The sequence below is a fragment of the Curtobacterium sp. VKM Ac-1376 genome (assembly GCF_015351025.1).
Classification (GTDB): Bacteria; Actinomycetota; Actinomycetes; order Actinomycetales; family Microbacteriaceae; genus Curtobacterium.
Map to the genome: position 1 here is coordinate 1 of NZ_JADKRV010000029.1, position 15,933 is coordinate 15,933.

A 15,933-nucleotide genomic window follows, 5' to 3' on the forward strand; every position below is an offset into this window, starting at 1 on the left:
CAATCACCACCGGCCCCACACCGCCATCGGGAACCGGTCACCCATCACACGGTTGACCAACGTCCCTGGGCAGTACAACTAGACGAACGCGGCCTGCCCGGTGATCGCCCGCCCGACGATCAGGGTGTTGACCTCGCGAGTGCCCTCGTACGAGTAGATCGCCTCGGCATCAGCGAAGAACCGGGCCACGCCCTTGTCGAGCACGATGCCGTTGCCGCCCTGCACCTCGCGGCACCAGGCAACGGTCTCACGCATCTTCGCGGTGGCGAACGCCTTGGCCATCGCCGAGTGCTCGTCGCCACCGACCCCGGCGTCCTGCATGGCCGAGGCCTGCGTGCACAGTGCGATCGAGGCCGTGATGTTCGACAGCGACTTGACGAGCAGGTCCTGCACGAGCTGGTGCGCAGCGATCGGCTTGCCGAACTGGATCCGCTCGCGGGCGTAGGCGAGCGCGGCCTCGTACGCGCCGACCGCGATCCCGATGGCCTGCCAGGCGACCTCGGTGCGGGTCAGGCGCAGGACCTCGGCCGTCGACCGGAACGACGTGGCGTTCTGGAGTCGTCGCGACTCGGGGACGCGGACGCCCTGCATGACGATGTCGGCGTTCTGCACGCCGCGCAGCGCGATCTTGTCCTCGATCTTGGTGGCGGAGAACCCGGGGGTGTCCGTGGCGACGAGGAAGCCCTTGACCTGCTCGTCGACGACGTCCTTCGCCCAGATGACGACGACGTCGGCGAAGGTGGCGTTGCCGATCCACCGCTTCTCGCCGTCGAGGACCCACGTGTCGCCCTCGCGCCGAGCCGTGGTGCGGAGCCCGCGGGCGGAGTCACTGCCGGACAGCGGTTCGGTCAGCCCGAAGGCCCCGATGACCTCGCCGGCAGCCATCCGCGGCAGCCACTCGCGCTGCTGCTCCTCGCTGCCGGCCACCGCGATCGAGTTCATCGCCAGGCCGGACTGCACGCCGATGAAGGTCGCGACGCTCGCGTCGACCCGCCCGAGTTCGAGGGCCGCCCACCCGCGGTACACGGCGGAGTTCTCGAAGTGGCGCACGAGCGGGATGCCCGGCCCGTACATGCCGAGCTCCGACAGCGGCGCGATGACCTGCATCGGGAACTCGGCGCGGGCCCAGTACTGGTCGGCGATGGGCGCGACCTCGCGCTCGAGGTACTGCCGGAGCTGCCCGAGCGACGCGCGCTCCTCGACGGTGAGCTGCTGCTGGAAGCCGTAGAAGTCCGATTCGAGCAGGGGCGTCGCGGGCATCGTCGTTGACATGGGAACCACGATGCATCATTCTCGAAAACGTTGCAAGAGAGGATCGCGTGTACACATCGGATGCTGCGCTGCGCGCCTTCCGGGAGGCCCGTCACACCTTCATCGCGGGCTCCCGCATCGACATGGGGGCGTTGGCCGCCTCACTCGGCGTGGACCGCACGTCGCTGTTCCGGTGGGTGGGCAACCGTGACCGGTTGCTGTCCGAGATCCTGTGGTCCCTCGCAGTGCCGACACTCGACGGGGCCACCCGCACCGCCGACGACCTCGGGGCGACCGGGGCCGCCCGGCTGGTCGCCGTGCTCGACCGCTTCACCGCCGACCTCATCGACGCGCCGTACTTCCGGGCGTTCCTGACCCGGGAGCCCGCCCGCGCCATGCGCCTGCTGACCACGTCGGACAGCGACGTACAGAGCCGCTTCGTCGGCCGGGTCACCGCGCTCATCGACGTGCAGCAGTCGTCCGGTACGTTCGATCCCGCGCCACTGTCGGCCGAGGAACTCGCGCGGCTGCTCGTCCGGATCTCCGAGTCGTTCACCTACGCCGAGTTCATCTCAGGCGAGGCCCCCGACCCCGTCCGAGCACGTGCCGCGTTCGAGTACGTCCTGCGGCCCGACACGGTGCGTTCCACACCCGCACCACCGATCGGAGACCGATGACCATCGACGAGTACCCGTTCCGCCGGACCTACCCCACCAGGTGGAACGACAACGACATGTTCGGGCACGTCAACAACACGATCTACTACTCCGCGATGGACAACGCGTCGACGTACTGGTTCCGCGAGCAGGCCGGTCTCGACCCGTTCTCGACGCCGTGGATCGCCGTGCTGGTGTCGTCGAGCTGCCGGTTCGTCGAGTCCGCCGTCTGGCCCGACGTCATCGAGGTCGGGATGCGCTCGAAGCACCTCGGCACCACGAGCCTGTCGTGGGAGTTCGGCCTGTTCCGCCAGTCGGACGGCGCCCTGCTCGCCACGGGTGAGTTCGTGCACGTCATCATCGACCGCGAGGGCGCCCGCCGCCCGGTCCCGTTGCCCGCCGAGCTCCGTGAGCTCGTGACCGGCACGATGGTCGCGCAGCAGCCCGCCGTCGCCGACTGACGGCGCTCCCCCGCACAACCGAAGTGCCCTCGAACCGCGCGATCGCGTGGTTCGGGGGCACGTCGGTCGTGCAAGCGGCGCTGGACCCGAACGCCAGCGCCGCAGTCCGGGGTCAGATCAGGTCGTCGGTCAGGTGATTGGGGGTCCCGAACCGGTGCGCCGTGATCGACACCGCCTGCTCGCGGACGAACGGCAGGATCTCGAGCCGCCCGGCCTCGGTCACGGGGCCGCCGTACACGGCGACGTCCGGACGCCCACCGACCGCCGAGTACAGCGCCGAGGTGTCCCCGCCGATGAGGCGCACCCGGGTCGACGGGCCGGAAGCGACGGAGCTCGCGAACGACTCGTCGGACACCGTCTGCGACAGCGAGCGGACGATCGGCAGCGAACGGATCGCCGAGGCGACGGAGGACGGCAGCGTCGCGGCCGTGGAGACCTCGATCGTCGTGCCGGCACGGAGTGCAGCGGCGACGACACGGACGAGCTCAGGAACAGCATCCTCGTCGACAGAAGCCAGTCGCACCTGCACCGACGGGAACGGCAGGTACCGGGCGATGTTCCGCTCGGCGGAGAGCGCCGACACGTCGGTCGCGGTGCCGAACAGCGTCGACCAGGCCTGCTCGTCGGACGCCAGCGCACGGTCGAGCACCGGCGACGACACCTCGGCCGCCCGGACGAACGCCGAGACCGGACCCGACACGGCGAAACCGGACGCAGCGACCGCCGATGCGGGCGTCCACGAACCGAGCCCGAGCAGGTAGTTCAGCCCACCGGCCTTCGTGCCGGCACCCACGGCCGACTTCTTCCACCCGCCGAACGGCTGGCGCCGGACGATCGCGCCCGTGATGCCGCGGTTCACGTAGAGGTTGCCCGCCTGGATCCGCGACAGCCACGTGCCGATCTCGGCCGGGTCGAGCGAGTGCAGGCCCGAGGTCAGGCCGTAGTCGACCTCGTTGACGATGTCGATCGCCTCGTCGAGCGAGTCCGCGGTCATCATGCCGAGGATCGGGCCGAAGTACTCGGTGCGGTGGAACTCCGAGCCGCGGCGGACACCCTGTCGGACACCCGGGCTCCAGAGCTTGCCGGTCTCGTCGAGCTGCTTCGGCTCGACCGCCCAGGACTCCCCCGCGCTGAGCTTCGTCAGGCCGTCGAGCAGCTTGCCCGACGCCGGCTCGATGACCGGGCCCATCTGGGTCGCCGCCTCGGTCGGGTAGCCCACCGTGAGCGAGGAGACGGCGTCGAGCAGCTGGTTCCGGAACCGCTTCGACTTCGCCACCGAGCCGACCATGACGACGAGCGACGCGGCCGAGCACTTCTGGCCGGCGTGCCCGAACGCCGACGCGACGACGTCCTTCACGGCGAGGTCGAGGTCGGACGAGGGCGTGACGATCACGGCGTTCTTGCCCGAGGTCTCGGCGAGCAGCGGCAGGTCGGGGCGGAACGAGCGGAACAGCTCGGCCGTCTCGTAGGCACCGGTGAGGATGACCTGGTCGACCATCGGCGACGCGATGAGCTGCTGCCCGAGGTCCTTCTCCGACACCTGCAGGAACGCGAGCACGTCGGCCGGGGCGCCGTGGGCGTCGAGCGCGGTCTCGATGATCGAGGCGAGCACGGCGCCGGAGCGCTCCGCGGGCGGGGCGGGCTTCAGCACGACGGCGGACCCGGCGGCCAACGCGGCGAGGGTCGAGCCGGCGGGGATCGCGACGGGGAAGTTCCACGGCGGTGCGACCAGGGTCAACGCTGCGGGCGTGAAGGAAGCGCCGTCGACGTCGTCGAGCGCGGAGGCCAGGGTGCCGTAGAAGTGCGCGAAGTCGATCGCCTCGGACACCTCGGGGTCGGCCTGGTCGATGGTCTTGCCGGTCTCCGACGCCATGACCTCGATGAGAGCGGCACGGTTCGCCTCGAGGGCGTCGCCGACGGCGTGCAGCACGGCGCCACGCGCACCACCGGACCAGGTCCCCCAGACGGCACCGGCAGCCTTGGCGCGGCCGAGCACGGAGTCGAGCGCCGTGGCGGAGTCGACCCGGGCCTCCTGGACGGCGCGGACGCCGAGCGTCGACGAGGCGACGCGCGCGGTGATGGCGTCACCCCAGGCGCGCACCGCGGCGACCGAGGGGTCGCTGTCCGGGGTGTTCTCGAAGTGCCCGGGACCGGGGCGACCGACGGCGGCGTAGCGGTCGGCGACGCGGTGCGAGGCGGGCGCAGCGAGGCCCTCCGGCGTCGCGAGCGGCACCAGGGAGGCGCGGAAGCGTTCCTCCTCGCGGGCGAACAGCGGCGGCGACGAGACCAGCGAGAAGACCGCGGACATGAAGTTGTCCTGCGACGCGCCCTCTTCGAGGCGACGGATCAGGTAGGCGATCGCGACGTCGAACTCGCCCGGGTGCACGACCGGCGTGTAGAGGAGCAGCGAGCCGACGGTGCGGCGGACGGCCTCGGCCTGCCCCTGGGCCATGCCGAGCAGCATCTCGAACTCGATGCCGTCCCGCACGCCCCGTTCGCCGGCAAGCAGCCAGGCGTGCGCGACGTCGAACAGGTTGTGTCCGGCGACGCCGACCCGCACGTTCGCGATGCGGTCAGGGGTGAGCGCCCAGTCGAGCACGCGCTTGTAGTTGGTGTCCGAGTCCTGCTTCGTGTGCCACGTGGCCAGCGGCCAGCCGTGCACCGAGGCCTCGACCTGCTCCATCGGCAGGTTCGCGCCCTTGACCAGACGGACCTTGATGCCGGCGCCACCGCGGGCACGGCGGGCGGCGGACCACTCCTGCAGCTGCTGCATCGCGGCGAGCGCGTCGGGCAGGTACGCCTGCAGCACGATGCCGGCTGCGAGTCCGAGGAACTCGGGCTCGTCGAGGAGTTTCGTGAAGACCGCGATGGTGAGGTCGAGGTCCTTGTACTCCTCCATGTCGAGGTTGATGAACTTGGCGGGGCTGGCGGCGGCGGCACGCTGGAAGAGCGGTCGGAGCTGCTCGACGATGTCGTCGACCGCGTGGCCGAACGCCCACGGCGAGTGCGGGTGCACGGTCGACGACACCTTGATGGAGACGTAGTCGACGTCGTCGCGGGCGAGGAGCTTGTGCGTGCCCTCGAGCCGGCGGGCGGCCTCGCGCTCACCGAGGACGGCCTCGCCGAGCAGGTTGACGTTGAGCCGGACGCCGTCGCGCTTGATCTTCGCGATCGCCGGTCCGAGCTTCGAGTCCGTCGCGTCGACGATGAGGTGTCCGACCATGTTCCGCAGCACCCGGCGGGCGATGGGGACGACGACGTTCGGCAGTGCCGGGGCCATGCCGCCGCCGAGCCGGACGAGTCCGCGGAGCGCGGCGGGCAGGAACCCGGGGGCGTCCGGTGCGATCTGGCGGAGCTTGCGGGCGGCGACGGACAGGTCCTCCGGTCGGACGACACCGTCGACGAACCCGACCGCGAAGTCGAGTCCGGCGGGGTCGGCGAGGACCCCGGCGAGCTGCTTCGCGGAGCCGTCCACCGGGTGGGACTCGGCCTCGGCCAGCCACTGTCGGACGAGGGCGACGGACTGGTCCGCCAGGGCGTCGTGGTCGATGGCGGAGTCCTCGTGCAGCGTCGTCATGGGTTCAGTGTGGAGGGCCAGGATGCGGTAGCGGAAGTGAGCGTTCCTGATGGGTACCGTTCAGTTGCGCTACCGTCTCCGCATGCTCGACGTCCGCCGTCTCGTACTCCTCCGTGAACTGTCCATCCGCGGCACCATCGCTGCCGTCGCCGACGCGATGAACTTCACCCCGTCCGCCGTCTCGCAGCAGTTGAGCGCCCTCGAACGGGAGGCCGGCGTGCAACTCCTCCGCAAGGCGGGACGACGGCTCCAGCTCACCCCGCAAGCCGAGGTGCTGGTCGCCGCCGCGGGTCAGGTGCTCGACGTCCTCGAGCACGCGCAGTCACAGGTCGAGGAGACCCTGCCGTCCGTGCAGGGGCGCGTGCGGGTCGCCGTGTTCCAGTCCGCTGCACTCGCCCTGATGCCGAGCGCCCTGCACGAGATGGCGACGGAGCACCCCGACCTGCGCGTCGAGATGGTCCAGCGCGAGCCGGAGACCGCCCTGAACGAGACGTGGGCGCGCGACTTCGACATGGTCATCGCCGAGCAGTACCCCGCACACGCCGCGCCGCACCTGCCCGGGCTGGACCGCTCCGACCTGACGACGGACGCCGTCCGGTTGGCCCTGCCGCCGCTCGACACCGCACTGCTGCCGGTCTCGTCGCTCGAGGACGCCCAGTACCTGCCCTGGGTGATGGAGCCCCGCGGCACCGCCTCGCGGCACTTCGCCGAGCAGGTCTGCCGACGCTGGGGCTTCGAGCCCGACGTCCGGTACGAGACCGCCGACCTGCAGACGCAGATCCGCCTGGTCGAGTCGGGCAACGCGGTGAGCCTGATGCCGGACCTGATGTGGACCGGTCGGACGACGACCTGTCGGCTGCTCGAGCTGCCGGAGCGGCCGCGGCGCACGATCTTCACCGTCGTCCGAGCCGCCGGTGCGTCCTCCCCTGCGGTCCGGGCGCTGCGCGACGCCCTCGAACGGGCCGCGGCCACCGTCGGCGACTGACCGGCGGCCGTCGACGACTGGACTGACCCTTCGGGGGTCGGCGGGTTTCCGCACGCACCCCCAACCCGGGTCACAATCTGATCAATCGGCCCTGGTCGGCAACCTGGTCCCGCTACGATCCCGGAACGCCGACATTCTCGGCAGATTCATATGTTCCGGCTCATGTGCCGGACCTGAACATGGGGGACCCCGTGCACCGCAGCACCTCCGCCGTCCGTCGCGCATGCGCCGTCGGCACCACCGTCGCGCTCGTCGGCCTGACCACCGGCCTCGGCATCATGACCGCGACGGCCGCCAACGCCGAGACGCTCGACACGACGCAGCCGGTCCTCTCCGCTGAGACACCGGCCCCGGTCGACGGCAACGAGACGCCCACGCCGGCTCCGGCCGACGAGCAGCCTCCGGCCGACGAGACCCCGGTCCCCGCGGACGAGGCCCCGGAACCGTCCGACGAGGTCCCCGCTCCGGCTCCGGCCGACGAGCCGGCGGCTCCGGAGACGACCGCACCGGCCGCCACCGAGGCGCCGAAGCCGACCGAGGCCCCGAAGCCGGACGTCACCACGAAGGCAGCCGACGCCACCGTCACCATCGAGGGCACGGCGAAGGTCGGCACCCGACTCGTCGCCGTCGTCACCGGTTTCGACGACGAGGCCGGCTACAAGTACTCGTGGACGGACCAGGACGGCAACGTCCTGGCGAAGGCCGCGAGCTACGTCGTCGACCCGACCGACGTGCGGAAGACCATCACCGTCGCCGTGACGGGAACGCTGCCCGGCGCGACCGAGCCGTCCACCGTCACGTCCGAAGCCACCGCGGCCGTGACGCAGACCCCGGCGTTCCTCGGTGAGGACGGCCAGCCCACCACGGCCGGCGCCACCCAGGACAGCCCGCTCGAGCTGAGCACCACCGCCGGTGACACGTTCTCGCACACCTTCCGCGCGCAGGGCTTCCCGGAGCCGAAGTACAGCGTCAGCTGGTTCTACGACGAGGACGCCGACTACGCCGAGGAGTTCCCCGAGGACGAGACGGCCCCCGAGGACGAGCTCCCCTGGGACCTGGAGTTCGACGCCTCGACCGGTGAGCTCAGCGGCACCGCCACGTTGGCGATGGGCTACGAGTTCGCCATCACCGCCACGAGCGGCACCGAGTCGGTCACGCAGTACGTGTCGATGACCGTCGAGGCGGCCGCACCGCTCGGCGTCGAGGTCTACACGACGGACCGCGCCGGCCTGTTCGACGACGGCGACGAGGAGCGGACGAGCTGGATCATCGAACCCGATGGGACCATCTACACCCTCGGCGAGGACGACTTCCTGGTCGGCGGCCGTCCGACCATCAAGCAGGGCGGGACGCTCATCATCCAGGGCGGCCTCGTGGACCGCTTCGGCAACCCCATGGGCGGCTTCGACAACCCGACGACCGAGACTCCGACCGTCACGTCGGACATCGCCAGTGACGTGATCGCTCCGGACCCCGAGCTCGGTGACTTCGGCCTCGTGAACGTCACGTTCCCGCACGCCTCGATCCACAACCTGACCGTCGCCGCCGGCGAGTTCAGCACGTCGTTCGCCGTGGACGTCCAGCCGACCGCGGTCGCCGGGATCGCCGACCCGACCCCGGTCGCGCCGGCAGCGGCCCCGGTCGCCCCGGTCACCACCGGCGGCCAGCTCGCCTACACCGGCTCGGACACCACCGACGCCCTGCCGTGGGCCCTCGGCCTGCTCGTCGCCGGTGCCGGCCTGATCGGCGCCCGCTTCGCGCGCCGTCGTCGCGCCCAGCGCTGACCCCCTGAAGACGTCTCCCGTCCGTCGCGTGCCCGCGTGACGGACGGGAGGCCCGACCCGGCCCCGCCTGCTCCCTCGCCGGAGCAGCGGGGCCGTTCGCATCTGCACTCGTGAGCCCCTGCGCCCGTGCCGGTCCGCGCCGGTAGCGTGGTCGGCATGCCCACGCTGCTGCACATCGACTCCTCGGCCGACCTGTCCCACTCCCGCTCGCGCGCACTGACCGCGGCCTTCGCCGACGCCTGGCGCGCCCGAGGCCCGGAGTACACGGTTGTCCGGCGGGACCTGCACGTCGACCAGCTCCCCCACCTCGAGACCTCGGCGCTGCACTGGGCCGCCGCCGACCGCACCGCCGAGGAGACCGTCGCGCCCGAGGCCGAGGCCCTGCGCCAGGAGGTCATCGACGAGCTCCTGGCCGCCGACGTCGTCGTGGTGGGTGCGCCGCTGTACAACTACACCGTGCCGTCGACCCTGAAGGCGTGGATCGACCGCATCCACGTCCCAGGCATCCTGACCGGCGGCGTGCAGCCCCTGGCCGGTCGACCCGTCGTGACCGTGGTGAGCCGCGGCGCCACCTACGACGCCGGCACCCCGACCGAGGGCTGGGACCACGGCTCCCCCGTCCTGCACATCGTTCTCGGCACCGCGCTCGGCATGAAGCTGTACCCGATCACCGTCAGCGCGACCCTGGCCGACCGTCTGCCCGACCTCGCGCCGCTGGCCGAGCACGCCGCCGCCGAGTTCGCCGACGCGAAGACGACCATCGAGCGCCTCGCGACGACGCTCGGCTGAGGTCAGGCGGGCCGGACCTCGCCGGCCCGCCCGAGCAGGTCCGCGTGGAAGGCCGTCTGCGTCAGCGCGCTCGCGAGCAGGAACCCGGTCATCGACTCGATCCCGCCGCTGAAGGGCACCCGGGCCGCGACCTCGAACAACGTCGGACGATCCAGCGCATCGAGGGCCGCGGCGACGTGGCGTGAGCGTTCCTCCCGGTGCCGGGCCAGGGTCTCGGCGCGGGTGACGACGTCACGGAACCGGTACTCGTGCCCCGGGCAGACCTCGAGGTCGGCGTACGGGTCGAGCCGCGCGAGCGACGCCAGGTAGTCCCCGAGGGGGTTCGTGCCGGTCCGGCCGCCGAGCCCGATGCCGGAGTTGATCCGCGGCAGCACGTGGTCGCCGGAGAACAGCAGCCCGTCGGCCTCCTCGAGGAAGCACACGTGCCCGGTGGTGTGCCCCGGGGTCCACAGCGTGCGGATCGTCCGACCGGGGATCGGCAGCAGGTCGCCGTCCTCGAGCAGCACGTCGGCGAACGGCGCCTCGATCCGGCCCATCCCGATCCGGCGTCCGCTGCCCCACGCCTCGACGACCCCGGCCCGCAGGTGCTCGGGCAACCCCCACGTCGCGATGTCCGCGTCGTTCCGCTCGGCGTCGGCGCGTTCCCGTTCGAGCGCGCGGACCTCGAGGCCGTGCATCGCCACCCGCGCCCCCGTCACCCGGCGGACGGCCGCCGCGGCACCCAAGTGATCGGCGTGCAGGTGGGTCACGGCCACGAGCGACACGTCGTCCAGGGTGCGTCCGATCGTGGCGAGCCCGTCCCGCAGCTCGGCGAGTCCGCCGTCGGCCGACCAGCCGGGGTCGATCACCGCGAGCGAGCCGTCCGACCCCTCGACGACGTAGACGAGGGTCGCGTCGGGCACCCCGAACCGGAACGGCACCGCGAGGGTCCAGATGCCCGGCCGGACCTGCTCGACGGGTGGCAGGACGCCGTCGCGGAGCGCGGCGGCCTGCACGGGGCTGATCGGTTCCGGGGCCGGCGCTGCCGACGGGGGCACGGTCGTCACGCCGGCCACCCTACCGACGCTGCGGTTTTGACAGCAGAAGTAGCAGTGTGAAATGCATTGTTTTTCCGATGTCATTCCAGTAGCTTCGCTTCGTGGTCATCGACGATCACCAACGAGAGGAATCCATGCGCAGGTTCACAGTCCCACTGGGGAGGCGCGCCCATCCGGTCGGTGACCAAGTGAAACGTGCAGGAGTTCCCGCTCTCGCGGTGACCCTCGCGCTCGGGATCACCTCGTGCACACCGTCGACGAACGGACCGCTGCGGTTCACCGACAGCGGCACCGTTTGGTGCCAGAGCACCCGTCTCGATGGTTCGATCGGCATCCCCATCGACAGGGAGAACGGTCCGCCCATCGAGGTCACCGCGGTCAGGACGCTGGAGCAGACCGGCGTGACGACGCACGAAGTCCTGTTGGTTCCGGTCTCCCCGTACAGCAGGACCGGATCGGTGTCGTGGCCGTTGACGGAGGAATGGGGCGATCCGAGGTCCGCGATCGGCCGGTCCGTTCCCGCAGGCGAGCACTTCGACCTCGCCATCCACCTCGCACGTGACAAGGGAACATCAGGTACGACGGGAACCATCTTCATCGACTACGAGGCCGAAGGTCGCGCGTACACGGCCAACACCTACACGCAGGTGAAGATGGAGCCGGACTGCCGCCGCTGAACCCACTGGCGGTGGCTGGTGAGCAGAAATGGTCGGGTGTGGGCCCTGGACCCGACCATTTCTGCTCACCGAGCACACGCGCCGGGCGCAGCACGGGCCTCCAGGCAGACAGCGCCGACAGCCCCGCCGACGCGCGCGAGTAGACAGGACGCATGGAGATTGCACCGATGCTCGCCAAGGCCGTCGCCACCGTCCCCGACCCGGACAGCACGAAGGGCGGGCTGCGGTACGAACCGAAGTGGGACGGGTTCCGCGGCATCGTGACGATCGACGGCGACGACGTGGAGATCGGCAGCCGCGGCGCCAAGCCGCTCACCCGGTACTTCCCCGAACTGGTCGAGGCGTTCCGCGCGCAGTTCGGCGGACGCGACCATCCGGTCGTCCTGGATGGCGAGGTGATCCTGCGCTCCGGCGAGCCGGGTGCCGAGCGGCTGGACTGGGAGGCCCTGTCCCAGCGCATCCACCCGGCGGCGTCCCGGATCACGAAGCTCAGCGTCGAGACCCCGGCGCAGTTCGTGGCCTTCGACCTGCTGGCAGTGGACGGCGAGGAGCTGGTGGACCTGCCCTTCGACGAGCGTCGCGAGCGCCTGGAACAGCTCGGCGACGCGATGACCGACCCGCTCTTCGTCACCCGCACCACGCTCGACGTCGAGCAGGCGCGCGAGTGGCTCACCACCTTCGAGGGCGCCGGGCTCGACGGCGTCGTCGCGAAGCCCCGCGCGCGGCCGTACGAGCCGAACAAGCGCACGATGCTCAAGGTGAAGCACCACCGGACCGCGGACGTCGTCGCGATCGGGTACCGCGTGCACAAGAGCGGTTCCGGTGTCGGGTCACTCCTGGTCGGCCTGTACGACACGGACGGCGAGCTCCGCCAGGTCGGCGGCGTCTCCGCCTTCTCCGACAAGCGTCGGGCCGCGTTGATCGACGAGCTCGAGCCCGTCGTGCTCCGCGATGCGGACGGGAGGCCCGTCACCGGTGACGGCGAACGGTCGCGGTTCTCGTCGGGTCGCGACACGTCGTTCGTCCGGCTGGCGCCGGAGCTGGTGCTCGAGGTCCGGTACGACCAGATGGAGGGCGACCGGTTCCGGCACACCGTGCAGTTCGAGCGGTGGCGACCGGACCGCGACGGGGAGTCGTGCGGCTTCGCCCAGCTCGAGGTGCCGACGGCCTACGACCTGAACGACGTGCTGTCCTGAGGCTCCTCCTGACGGCGCAACGCAGTCAGGTGTCCATTTGTCGCTGTTCCGTCGCTGTTCCGGGAAAAGTAGTTAGCCGAACTAGTGACGTCATGCCAGGATGATGCCGACAGCAGCAGGAGGCACTCACCCGGGTGCCCACGGATCGGAGCGGATCGACATGAGCACCAGCACGCTTGTCCGCCACACTCGGCGGAGTCCTTTCTCAGAAGTTCGCGAAGCACGGCGTCAGCGTGTTCTGCAGCTCAGCGCGGTGATCAGCGCCATCGCCGGTGTGACCGCCACGGCACTCGCCCTGGTCACGATCGGGCTCGGCTCGTGATCGTCGACGGCATCACCGACGTCCACCGCGGCACCTGGTCGCGCCTGACCCGGCTGCACACCGCCAGCATCGGGCTGCCGACGCACACCACGCGGGTGGACGAACCGGACCGTCAGCAGGACGCCGGCTCCGCACTCTGACGATCAGGTCGTCTTCCGGCCGCTCAGGTCGTCTTCTTCGCGCGGGAGGGCTGCACGCGCGGCGGCTCCCCCGGCATCTTCGGGAAGTCCGGCGGGAACGGCAGCTCACCCTCACCGTTCTCCAGGTCGCGCTCCCACCACTCCAGCAGCGGTGCGATCGACCCCGGCTGCTCGCCCATCGACTCCCACGGATCGCCGATCGTCCGCAGCCGCTCCGGCACCGTCCGGATCGTGAACGTCGTCGGGTCCACCGTGGGCAGTTCGTCCCACGTGATCGGGGTCGACACCGAGGCGTGCGCGAGGGCGCGCGGGCTGTACGCACCGGCCATCGTCCGGTCGCGGTTCGCCTGGTTGAAGTCGACGAAGATCCGCTGGCCGCGCTCTTCCTTCCACCACGCCGTCGTCACCCGGTCGGGCATCCGGCGTTCGAGCTCGCGTGCGGCGGCGATGACGGCGTGCCGCACCTCGAGGAACTCGTGCTCGGGGCGGATCGGCGCGAACACGTGGAGCCCGCGGTTGCCGCTCGTCTTGATCCACGTGGTGAGTCCGGCCTCGTCGAGGACCTTCCGGAGCTCCTGCGCCACCGGCACCGTGTCGGCGAAGTCCGTGCCCGGCTGCGGGTCGAGGTCGATGCGGAGCTGGTCCGGGTGGTCGCTGTCCTCGGCTCGTGACGCCCACGGGTGGAACACCACCGTGTTCATCTGCGCCGCCCACACTGCGACGGCCGGCTCGTCGATCACCAGCTGCGGGTGCGACCGGGCGCTCGGGTACGTCACCGTGACCGAGCGGACGTAGTCGGGCGCACCCTTTGGCGGGTTCTTCGAGAAGAACTGCTCGCCGTCGACGCCGCCGGGGAACCGCTGCAGCGAGATCGGCCGGTCACCGTTCGCCCGGACGAAGGCGTCCCCCACCGTGACGAGGTACTCCGCCAGGTCGAGCTTCGTGATCCCCGCCTCGGGCCAGAGCACCCGCGAGGGGCTGCTGATCCGGACCTCCCGGTCGCCCACGCGCACCGTCGTCGCTTCGCTCACCATGCAGCGGACCGTACACGCGTGCGCGCCGGTCGCCCCGGTCCGTCCGCAGAACACCGGCGTTCTGCGGGCCGCCGGCCCGTCGTGCTCGCGCCCGCGCGCCCGTCGCAAGGGAGGCCACGCGGCTAGGGTTGAGCGGTGAGCACGACGACCGAACCCCTGCACATCGGGCTGGTGTCGCTGCACACCTCCCCCGGCGACGAGCCCGGCTCGGGTGAGGTCGGCGGCATGAACGTCGTCGTCCGGCACCAGGCGGAAGCGCTGGCCGACCGCGGCCACCACGTCGACATCATCACGCGGCGCTCCGCACCGACGCAGCCGGACTCGGTGTCGCTCGTGCCGGGTGTCTGCCTGCGGTTCCTGTCCGCCGGGCCTGCCGAGCCGGTGCCGAAGGGCGAGCACGACGCGTTCATCGAACCGTTCCGCCGCGAGCTCGAACGACTCGGGCCGTTCGACGTCCTGCACTCGCACCACTGGTTCTCCGGAGCCGCTGCGTTGCCGGTGGCGCGGGGACGTGGGATCCCGCACGTGCAGTCGTTCCACTCGATCGCTGCGGACCCCGCGACACCGCTGTCCGAGGGCGAGCGGCCCGAATCCGCCGGGCGCATCGCGGGTGAGGAACTGCTGGCGCGCGAGTCCGACGCCGTCGTCGTGGTGTCCGAGGCCGAGGCCTCGACGGTCCGCACCCGCCTGGGCGGCGACGACGCCCGAATCTGGATCGTGCCGCCGGGCGTCGACGGGTCGGTCTTCCGTCCCGCTGCGGTCGGCGCGCGCCGCGCCGCCACCCCCTACGTCGTCGCGGCGGCTCGCGTGCAGCCGTTGAAGGGGCTGGACCTGGCCATCGAGGCCATCGCCGGCATCAGCCTGGAGGCCCGCCCCACCCTCGTCATCGCGGGAGACGCCTCGAGTGAGGCGGGCGACTACGTGGACGAACTGCGCCGGCTCGCCGCGGCGCGTGGCATCGCCGACCGCGTCACCTTCATCGGTCCGCAGTCGCGTGCCGACCTGGCGTTCCTGTTCCGTGGCGCGGCAGCCGTGCTCGTGCCGTCGCACTCCGAGACGTACGGCCTCGTCGCGCTCGAGGGTTCGGCGTCCGGGGTGCCGGTCGTGGCCGCGGCTGCCGGGGGGCTGCGCGAGGCCGTGGTCGACGGGGAGACGGGCGTCGTGCTCGAGTCCCGCGACCCGCACGCCTGGGCAGCGGAGATCGAGCGGATCCTGACGGATGCGGAGTACGCGGCGGCGCTGTCCTCGGCCGGACGGGAGCACGCGGAGCGCCTGAGTTGGGATCGGTCCGCCACCGGGCTCGAGGACGTGTACCGCCGGGTGCTCGGGCGCTCGTGAGCGCGGCCGACCGGTTCGGGCGCTTCGCCCGGTTCTGGGAGGCGCTCGACGCCGTCCCCGTCGAACCGGACGCCGAGGCGCTCTACGACGTCGGGTCGGCCGAGGGGCGGCTGCGACGTTCGAACCTCGAGCGGTACCTGGAGCGGCTCGGTCCGTCCGCGGACACACTGCTGGTGGCCGAGGCACCCGGGTGGCGGGGCATGACGAACACGGGGGTGCCGTTCACGAGCATGCGCGAACTCCAGCCGGAGTACCTGGTGCCCCCGGAGCCGACCGCCCCGTGGGAGGCGTCGTCCCGCGTCGTGCACGCTGCCCTCGAGGGCTGGACCGGCGCACTCCCGGTGGCGTGGGCGATCTTCCCGCACCACCCGTTCGCGGCGCCGGACCGGCTGACGAACCGGACGCCGCGTCCCGCCGAGATCCGGTCGGGGGCACCTGTGGCGCTGGCGCTGCTCGACACCCTCGGTGGTGCCGAGCGCGTTCGGGTCGTCGCGGTGGGGCGGAAGGCACAGGGCGCGCTCGCGCTGGCGGGCATCGGTGCGGTGGCGCTGCGGCACCCCGCGCAGGGTGGCGCGCGGCAGTTCACCGAGCAGTTGCAGGCGTTGTCCCGCTAGCTGTGATGTCCAGGGAGGTTGTTGAGTCTGCTGATGGGTGGGGCTCCGATGGCGGAGTGGGTTCTGTGGTGA

At 71.4% G+C, this 15,933-nt stretch carries 15 protein-coding genes; 11 read left to right on the forward strand and 4 right to left on the reverse strand.

Translation table 11 applies throughout. The annotated features are described in order from the left end of the window. Positions 1–78: 78 nt before the first annotated feature. Positions 79–1,260 carry an acyl-CoA dehydrogenase family protein gene (locus ITJ56_RS17495; protein ID WP_194631926.1) on the reverse strand — a complete coding sequence of 394 codons (1,182 nt, stop codon included), beginning with the start codon at positions 1,258–1,260 and terminating at the stop codon, positions 79–81. A gap of 59 nt (positions 1,261–1,319) precedes the next feature. On the opposite strand from ITJ56_RS17495, the gene ITJ56_RS17500 reads away from it, so the two are divergent. Both ITJ56_RS17500 and ITJ56_RS17505 read left to right on the forward strand, forming a co-directional pair. Next, on the forward strand, positions 1,320–1,928 hold the full coding sequence (locus tag ITJ56_RS17500) for a QsdR family transcriptional regulator (RefSeq protein ID WP_194631912.1): 609 nt from the start codon (positions 1,320–1,322) through the stop codon (positions 1,926–1,928). Beyond that, positions 1,925–2,368 carry an acyl-CoA thioesterase gene (locus ITJ56_RS17505; protein ID WP_194631913.1) on the forward strand — a complete coding sequence of 148 codons (444 nt, stop codon included), beginning with the start codon at positions 1,925–1,927 and terminating at the stop codon, positions 2,366–2,368. The genes ITJ56_RS17500 and ITJ56_RS17505 overlap by 4 nt, the downstream gene beginning before the upstream one ends. Positions 2,369–2,480: 112 nt before the next feature. On the opposite strand, the gene ITJ56_RS17510 is transcribed toward ITJ56_RS17505, so the two are convergent. Further along, positions 2,481–5,945, reverse strand: a complete 3,465-nt coding sequence (locus tag ITJ56_RS17510; protein WP_194631914.1) for a proline dehydrogenase family protein — start codon at positions 5,943–5,945, stop codon at positions 2,481–2,483. Between the two features lie 82 nt (positions 5,946–6,027). Between ITJ56_RS17510 and ITJ56_RS17515 the strand changes: the two genes are divergently transcribed. The 3 genes from ITJ56_RS17515 (at position 6,028) to ITJ56_RS17525 (ending at position 9,503) form a co-directional block, all read left to right on the forward strand. Then, the gene (locus ITJ56_RS17515) at positions 6,028–6,930 is read left to right on the forward strand and encodes a LysR substrate-binding domain-containing protein (RefSeq protein ID WP_194631915.1); all 903 of its coding nucleotides are present in this window, start codon (positions 6,028–6,030) and stop codon (positions 6,928–6,930) included. 191 nt (positions 6,931–7,121) lie between these two features. Then, positions 7,122–8,714 carry a hypothetical protein gene (locus ITJ56_RS17520; RefSeq protein WP_194631916.1) on the forward strand — a complete coding sequence of 531 codons (1,593 nt, stop codon included), beginning with the start codon at positions 7,122–7,124 and terminating at the stop codon, positions 8,712–8,714. A 156-nt stretch (positions 8,715–8,870) separates the two neighbouring features. Next, positions 8,871–9,503 carry an FMN-dependent NADH-azoreductase gene (locus tag ITJ56_RS17525; RefSeq protein WP_194631917.1) on the forward strand — a complete coding sequence of 211 codons (633 nt, stop codon included), beginning with the start codon at positions 8,871–8,873 and terminating at the stop codon, positions 9,501–9,503. A 2-nt stretch (positions 9,504–9,505) separates the two neighbouring features. Here the strand turns inward: ITJ56_RS17525 and ITJ56_RS17530 are convergent, their stop codons facing one another. Beyond that, positions 9,506–10,549 carry an MBL fold metallo-hydrolase gene (locus tag ITJ56_RS17530; protein ID WP_194631918.1) on the reverse strand — a complete coding sequence of 348 codons (1,044 nt, stop codon included), beginning with the start codon at positions 10,547–10,549 and terminating at the stop codon, positions 9,506–9,508. A gap of 92 nt (positions 10,550–10,641) precedes the next feature. Here ITJ56_RS17530 and ITJ56_RS17535 point away from each other — a divergent pair, with 92 nt between their 5' ends. From ITJ56_RS17535 to ITJ56_RS17550, 4 genes are all read left to right on the forward strand, one after another. Beyond that, entirely contained in the window at positions 10,642–11,217 is a 576-nt protein-coding gene (locus ITJ56_RS17535) for a hypothetical protein (protein ID WP_194631919.1), read from the forward strand. Between the two features lie 152 nt (positions 11,218–11,369). After that, on the forward strand, positions 11,370–12,413 hold the full coding sequence (locus ITJ56_RS17540) for an ATP-dependent DNA ligase (protein ID WP_194631920.1): 1,044 nt from the start codon (positions 11,370–11,372) through the stop codon (positions 12,411–12,413). A 160-nt stretch (positions 12,414–12,573) separates the two neighbouring features. Then, a complete protein-coding gene (locus ITJ56_RS17545) occupies positions 12,574–12,735 on the forward strand; it encodes a hypothetical protein (protein ID WP_194631921.1) in 162 nt (53 codons plus the stop codon). After that, the gene (locus ITJ56_RS17550) at positions 12,732–12,875 is read left to right on the forward strand and encodes a hypothetical protein (RefSeq protein WP_194631922.1); all 144 of its coding nucleotides are present in this window, start codon (positions 12,732–12,734) and stop codon (positions 12,873–12,875) included. Before ITJ56_RS17545 ends, ITJ56_RS17550 begins: the two co-directional genes overlap by 4 nt. Before the next feature lie 23 nt (positions 12,876–12,898). On the opposite strand, the gene ligD is transcribed toward ITJ56_RS17550, so the two are convergent. After that, positions 12,899–13,909, reverse strand: a complete 1,011-nt coding sequence (ligD, locus tag ITJ56_RS17555) for a non-homologous end-joining DNA ligase (protein ID WP_194631923.1) — start codon at positions 13,907–13,909, stop codon at positions 12,899–12,901. Positions 13,910–14,044: 135 nt separating this feature from the next. Here ligD and ITJ56_RS17560 point away from each other — a divergent pair, with 135 nt between their 5' ends. Both ITJ56_RS17560 and ITJ56_RS17565 read left to right on the forward strand, forming a co-directional pair. Beyond that, a complete protein-coding gene (locus ITJ56_RS17560; RefSeq protein WP_194631924.1) occupies positions 14,045–15,247 on the forward strand; it encodes a glycosyltransferase in 1,203 nt (400 codons plus the stop codon). After that, entirely contained in the window at positions 15,244–15,861 is a 618-nt protein-coding gene (locus ITJ56_RS17565; RefSeq protein WP_194631925.1) for a uracil-DNA glycosylase, read from the forward strand. The genes ITJ56_RS17560 and ITJ56_RS17565 overlap by 4 nt, the downstream gene beginning before the upstream one ends. Positions 15,862–15,933 lie beyond the last annotated feature (72 nt).